We start from the raw sequence: 6,303 nt of genomic DNA on the forward strand, positions 1-6,303 counted from the left end.
TGCCGCTCCTTCAGCCCGATAGCGGGCCACCAGGCGTTTGACCTGACGCGCACTCACCCCCAACTGCAGGGCCGCATCCCCCTGGCGCAGCCGCTTGCCTACCACCTGCTGGATCACCCCCAGTCGGTCGACCTCTTGGTAGCTCATCGTAATATGCTCCTCTGCCATCACCCCTCCCGAAATCAAAAGGGGACATTTTAGAATTGGACAAAGGGGACATTACGGCTTTGGGCTAACATACAAAGTAATCGCACTTGCTTAAAACGGATGGAAAGCCTAGGATTGAACCAGTCTTCTCGGACGTGCGTCAGGTTGCTCTCTATCCCTTGAGCCTTAATCTGCGACATTGGGGGGCGCATCAAATGGATCGTGTGCAGGTCCGCTTCGTCGGAAAGCCTTACATCCATTGCGCGCCGCCCAGCTTGAACCCTCGGTTCAAGGTCGAAGAGCCGCCAACGGCGTTTTGGAAGACGCTCAACCCACTAAAATTTCTGCATGAATCTCCCCTTAAGCAAAACATCTCTTCGCCGCCAGCTTCGGCAGGCCAGAAAGTCGCTTCATGGCTACCAGCGGGATCGAAAACAGCAGCGCATTCAGCGTTTTCTCGCCGCCATGCCACAGATTCGTACCGCGCGCCGCATAGCCGCCTACATGCCGTTCGACGGCGAACCCGATCTATTGCCCTTCATGCGGCGATTTGAGCGCAAAATCTGGCTGCCGATGATTCGCCCGGACCTGCATTTGGATTTTCGGCCCGCATTCACACTCACCCCAAACGCACGGCTTCCCATAAACGCCCACCGTAACCGATTCGGCATTCTCGAATCACAACGCCTGCCGATACTCCGCAGCGCCCATATGGACGCGATTCTGATACCACTCGTCGGCTTCGATCGTAGCGGCAATCGGCTGGGCATGGGGGCCGGTTTTTACGACCGAAGCCTGACTGGGCTTCGCCGCCCCAGACCCTGGTTGATCGGAATTGCATTCGATTGCCAGGAAACCGGACATTTGCCTGCCGATCCCTGGGATGTCCCGCTGGACTACATCGTGACCAATACCGGGATCATCAAAACCAACCACTACTCGATAAGGAAATTCGTATGAACCACTGGCTGATGAAATGCGAACCCGATGTCTTTTCGATTGACGATCTGTCGCGTCAGAAAGTGGAAGGCTGGTACGGTATTCGAAACTATCAGGCCCGTAACATGATGCGCGATGTGATGAAGATCGGTGATCTGGTCTTCTTCTACCATTCCAACGTCAAGGTACCGGGTGTCGTCGGCATTATGGAAGTCATCAGCGCAGCCTACCCGGACCCTACGCAATTCGACCCGGATCACCACTATTTCGATCCCAAGTCCACACCGGAAAACCCGCGCTGGGTACAGGTGGATGTCCAGTATGTGCGCCATACCAAGCGCAACATTACCTTGCAAGAACTGAAAGACGACGAGATGCTGGAAGATCTGCCCCTGGTGCGGCGGGGAAACCGTTTGTCGATCATGCCCATCAGTGCACAAAACTGGACGCGCATTCTCGCTCGAGAAGATTTACCCGCCGCATAAGCGTCTCTTACTCCTTGCGGGTGTCCCACCTGACATGTGCAAGCTAACGCAGCTTCGAATTCTATTCAAACTGGTGATCCGGGTGATGACTATCTGCATCACAGATTCCAAATACCCAAGAGATTCCTCTGCCTGTACTACCATCACCTCAAAGATCAGTCGAAGAACATTCCCTCCAGGAAATGAGTAATGTCAAAACGTAAGATTCCCAAGAGAATCTTAGCGCCAGGACCGTGATTTCGAGGTCAAGATCACTCTGAACTTAATGAAAAATGGCACACTAAAATCCAGTGTTGCTTTTCAATACCCTTATCCCGAGGAGACTATCGAACATGTTCGACTCTGCACTGTTCCATAACGTAATCCAACCTTGGCTGATCAAAATCGGGTTCGCCTTCGCCATCGCCATAGTAGGTTATTACATCAGCCGCTGGACCGTACCCTGGCTTGAGTGCGTATTACGAAAAGCACGGATAGATGTCATGCTGATTGGCTTTATCGTCTCCATCGCACGTACCATTTTCCTGCTCTTCATTGCGGTCGCTGCCTTGTCTCAACTGGGACTCGACACAACATCACTGGTAGCCCTCATCGGTGCCGCTGGCATTGCCGTTGGTCTTGCTCTCAAGGAATCTTTGGGAAATTTTGCAGCGGGCGTGATGATCCTTATTTTTCGCCCGTTCAAGATCGGTGACTTTGTCGAGGGCGCTAATGTGATGGGCACCATTAAGGAAATTGGTATTTTCCAAACCCGCATGACCGATCCGACCAATGTTGAAATCATTGTGCCAAATGCCACCATATACAACAGCCCGATCAGAAATTTCAGCACCCATCCAACGCGTCGGATTGAAATTGCCGTTGGCATCGATTATGCGAACGATCCACGACAAGCAAAAGAGATCATCGAGTCGCTTTGTGCGGCAGACAACAGGATACTGCCCGAACCTGCGCCGCTTGTGCTCGTCAATGATTTTGGCGCGTCGAGCATCGACTTGCTGGTCCGCGTTTGGGTTAATGCCAGCGATATATTGGCGGTTCAAACGGAACTTCGTGAGCAAATCAAGCAACGCTTTGATGAAGAGAATATCGGAATCCCATTTCCACAAATGGTACTCCGCCGACCCGATTAACGATCACAACCGATGCGCCACCAACGATTTACTGTTACTGCGATAGGGAAGCCGCAGGCTTGATATAACAATCGAAACGCACCCGACCACTACTGATGCTCATTGCAGGCACAGCACCCGCCAAAGCGGGCGCATGCGGTGGACGCTTGACCACATACCGATTCGCCGGTTGCCGACGCGCCCACGCGAACAGGGCATCGGCATCGGCATCGGCACCCACCAGTTCATGAAAGATGCGCATGTCCTTTTTCACCAGCGCAGACTTCTGCCGCTCTGGAAACATCGGATCCATCAACCAAACCGTATGTTCATCGGGTTTGATGGTGTCAGGCCAAACCGCTCGCGCGTCTGAACCATAAAGATGGATGCGCGATGCAATATCATGGGTCTTGGAATCCAACCTCGCGCGCATCAACGCATCAGATAACAGGAAGTGAATCAGTGGATGTCGTTCGAAAGCAAACACGGTGCTACCCGTACTGGCTAACGCCCAGGCATCACGACCCAAACCTGCCGTCAGATCGATAACCATTGGACGACGATTGGCACGCAAACCGGCCGCTTTTGCAAGGGGTTCACGCAAAGCCATTGGTTGATTGAAACGGGCATTCTGAACGAAATCAATACAGAGGGAATGGCGACCAAATATATCGATGCCTTTTGGCGGAAACAGCTGCCAACAGCCTTCTGAATGCGTGAGAACGAAATGATCCGGCTGGACATCGAGCACTTCTTCCGTACCGATTATCGGGATGGAAAGATTACGCAGCTCTTGAATCTGGCAGCTTCCATATTCATCTGCGCTGGCGGCCGGCATGACCAGTCGAACCTTTTCCCACCATGGAGATGACGACGAGGTCATCAAGGAATGATTCAGATCCACTTACGGTAGATTTTGGAATTGCGCTTGAAGTTGTACAAGGCTTGCCGCTCCGTTGGCAGAGCAGAGATGTTTTCAGCCACGAACCCTTTTTCCTTAAAGAAAGCCATGGTCTGCGTCGATAGAAGAAACAGCGATTTCAGCCCCATGGACCGGGCACGCAACTCAAGGAAGCTCAGCAAGCGGCCTGCCCGTCCGCCCCGTTGATAAGCGGGATGGACCACCAGAGCAGCCAATTCGGCCGACTGGGATTCTGGATAAGGATAAAGAGCGGCACAACCGATGATATCGCCATCACGTTCAATCACCACGAAACGATCCAGCTCCAACTCAAGCTGTTCGCGCGACCGGCGAACCAAAACGCCGGTTTGCTCCAAGGGTTCGATCAGCGCAACAATACCGCCAATGTCATCAAGACTGGCCGCCCGAATACGCTCGAAGGGCTCGACAGAAATCAGCGTGCCGCTGCCATCGCGGGTAAAGAGTTCGACTAGCAACGCGCCATCATCTTCACGGTCGACGAGATGAACACGATCCACACCGCGAGAACAGGCACGTATCGCGCTTTCCAGATGCAAACGGAACTCATCCGATAGCGTTGAACCGGATTGCGACAGAAGCTGGTGCACGTCCGCCAGCCCCATAACCGAAGGTAGATCATCGACGGGATCGGTCAGGAAAATCAGCTTGTCGGCACCGAGGCTGACTGCCAGCGACTCCGCCACTTCTTCGGCACGCAAATTGTAAAGCTCGCCAGTGGGCGAAAAACCGAGGTTACTCTGCACCACGATCGAGCCGTCGCCCAGCGCATCCCGAATGCCGTCTACGTCGACTCGGCGTACGGCACCGGTAAAGCCCAGATCAACGCCATCAATAACCCCCATCGGGCGCGCGGTCACGAAGTTGCCGGTCAGCACACGTTGCGCCAGGCCCGAACCCGACGACATGCTCAGCCGGGTCGATAGCCAGGAAAGCAGATCGAACTGCAATGCACCCACTGCCTCGGTCACCGGATCGATCATTTCGAACTCGGTGATGCGCAATCCCTGATGGAATCGGGGTTCAAAGCCAGCCAAGGCCAGGCGGCGATTGATCTGGGGGCGCGCACCGGGCACCAAAACCAAACGAACGCCCAGATCCGCCAACAGGACCAGATCACGCACCACACGATTGAATGACTCGGGTTCGGCCAACGCCTCCCCACCAAAGGCCACCACGAAAACCTTCCCTTCGTGCTCACGAATGTAGGGCACGGCATTACGCAGCCCCTGCACAAGCACCTGCTGAGGACTAAGAACGGTGCTGTCCGTTTCCGTGACGCCACCCTTTAACCGCAAGTGCGTATTCATGCCGAATGACACTCAGCGTTCATGGTCAGGCCGGACAAGGCGCTGAACCCGATTAGATAACAGGGTTGCCGACATCATCAGAGACTTCACCCAAAATCAAAAACTCAAGCAAGGCTTTCTGTGTGTGCAGGCGTGCTTCAGCCTCTTGCCAAACGACACTTTGTGGGCCATCAATGACTTCTGCCGTTACTTCTTCGCCACGATGAGCGGGCAGGCAATGCATGAACAAGGCATCGGAATGGGCACGCGCCATGACATCATCGTCGATCACAAAGGTCTTGAAATCCCGTAAGCGGCGCTCCCGCTCGTCTTCTTGCCCCATACTGGCCCAGACGTCGGTAACTACAAGATCGGCACCGGAAGCGGCCTCATACGAGGTACGGACAAGATGAACACGATCACCCGCGGCAGCCACAACGGCCGGATCCGGTTGATAACCCTCCGGGGTGGCGATCATCAACTCGAAATCGAATACCTGTGCTGCGTTGATATACGAATGGCACATATTGAAACCGTCACCGATCCACGCCACGCGTTTGCCCTGAATGGAGCCGCGATTCTGTTCAAAAGCGAACACATCGGCCAGCAGCTGGCAGGGGTGGTTCAGGTCGGTCAGCGCATTGATCACGGGTACACGGGAATAAGCGGCAAATTGCTCCACCATGTGGTGATCTTTTGCACGGATCATGACCGCATCGACCATCCGTGAAATGACCCGAGCGGAATCCTCGATCGGCTCACCCCGCCCCAATTGGGTATCACGCGGCGACAGAAAGATGGCCGTGCCGCCTAGTTGGGCGATACCCGCCTCGAAGGACAATCGCGTACGTGTTGACGCCTTTTCGAAGATCATCCCCAAGACTCGTTGACGGAGGGTGGCCGGGCGAATACCCGCATCATAGGCCTTCTTGAGCGCCTCGGCCCGAGCAAGAATTCGACGATAGTCCGCCAGGGAATAATCCAGCAAACTCAAGAAATGACGCACTGACATAAAAAATCTCTATCTATCGGGTCGCGGCACAGTGCCACATCACCCCAACCATTTTTGATCGATCTCATGAACGGCAACGCTACCCAGGGAAGCGCCCTGCCCGAACCCTAAACCAGGTTAATCCGTTACTTGAGTCGCATTGGCATCCAACCAGGCCAAAACCAAGTCACCCAGGCGTTTCACGAGGTCATCGGCTTGTTCATTGGACAAGATCAACGGCGGTAGCAACCGGATCACAGAACCAGCGGTGACATTGATCAACAAACCTTCATCCAAGGCAAGACGCACCAATTCGCCACAGGGTCGATCCAGCACGACGCCAATCATCAAGCCCCGACCACGCAGTTCAAGCACAGCGGACTGACCGGCAAACACCGCC

8 protein-coding genes and 1 other RNA gene are annotated in these 6,303 nt (G+C 54.4%); 4 read left to right on the forward strand and 5 right to left on the reverse strand.

Annotated features, from left to right (window positions below):
- Positions 1-168: helix-turn-helix domain-containing protein (locus tag M7R55_RS05830; protein WP_366881157.1), on the reverse strand; the 168-nt coding region annotated here is incomplete at its 3' end.
- Between the two features lie 121 nt (positions 169-289).
- Between M7R55_RS05830 and ssrS the strand changes: the two genes are divergently transcribed.
- The 4 genes from ssrS (at position 290) to M7R55_RS05850 (ending at position 2,704) form a co-directional block, all read left to right on the forward strand.
- Positions 290-474, forward strand: a non-coding RNA gene (gene ssrS, locus M7R55_RS05835) — 6S RNA.
- Positions 475-495: 21 nt separating this feature from the next.
- Positions 496-1,107, forward strand: coding sequence for a 5-formyltetrahydrofolate cyclo-ligase (locus M7R55_RS05840; protein ID WP_298219346.1), 612 nt, complete (start codon positions 496-498; stop codon positions 1,105-1,107).
- Positions 1,104-1,571: an EVE domain-containing protein gene (locus M7R55_RS05845; RefSeq protein WP_298219348.1), complete on the forward strand. Its 468-nt coding sequence runs from the start codon at positions 1,104-1,106 to the stop codon at positions 1,569-1,571. The genes M7R55_RS05840 and M7R55_RS05845 overlap by 4 nt, the downstream gene beginning before the upstream one ends.
- Positions 1,572-1,903: 332 nt before the next feature.
- The gene (locus tag M7R55_RS05850) at positions 1,904-2,704 is read left to right on the forward strand and encodes a mechanosensitive ion channel domain-containing protein (RefSeq protein ID WP_298219350.1); all 801 of its coding nucleotides are present in this window, start codon (positions 1,904-1,906) and stop codon (positions 2,702-2,704) included.
- 34 nt (positions 2,705-2,738) lie between these two features.
- Here the strand turns inward: M7R55_RS05850 and M7R55_RS05855 are convergent, their stop codons facing one another.
- From M7R55_RS05855 to M7R55_RS05870, 4 genes are all read right to left on the reverse strand, one after another.
- Positions 2,739-3,521, reverse strand: coding sequence for a class I SAM-dependent methyltransferase (locus M7R55_RS05855; RefSeq protein WP_298219352.1), 783 nt, complete (start codon positions 3,519-3,521; stop codon positions 2,739-2,741).
- 56 nt (positions 3,522-3,577) lie between these two features.
- Positions 3,578-4,933: an amino-acid N-acetyltransferase gene (argA, locus tag M7R55_RS05860; RefSeq protein ID WP_298219353.1), complete on the reverse strand. Its 1,356-nt coding sequence runs from the start codon at positions 4,931-4,933 to the stop codon at positions 3,578-3,580.
- Positions 4,934-4,985: 52 nt separating this feature from the next.
- The gene (gene argF, locus M7R55_RS05865) at positions 4,986-5,924 is read right to left on the reverse strand and encodes an ornithine carbamoyltransferase (protein WP_298219355.1); all 939 of its coding nucleotides are present in this window, start codon (positions 5,922-5,924) and stop codon (positions 4,986-4,988) included.
- A 117-nt stretch (positions 5,925-6,041) separates the two neighbouring features.
- Positions 6,042-6,303, reverse strand: a 262-nt coding sequence (locus M7R55_RS05870; RefSeq protein ID WP_298219356.1) for an aminotransferase class III-fold pyridoxal phosphate-dependent enzyme, incomplete at its 5' end; no start/stop codon positions are given.

The sequence above is a fragment of the Halothiobacillus sp. genome, assembly GCF_027346185.1.
Taxonomy (GTDB): domain Bacteria; phylum Pseudomonadota; class Gammaproteobacteria; order Halothiobacillales; family Halothiobacillaceae; genus Halothiobacillus.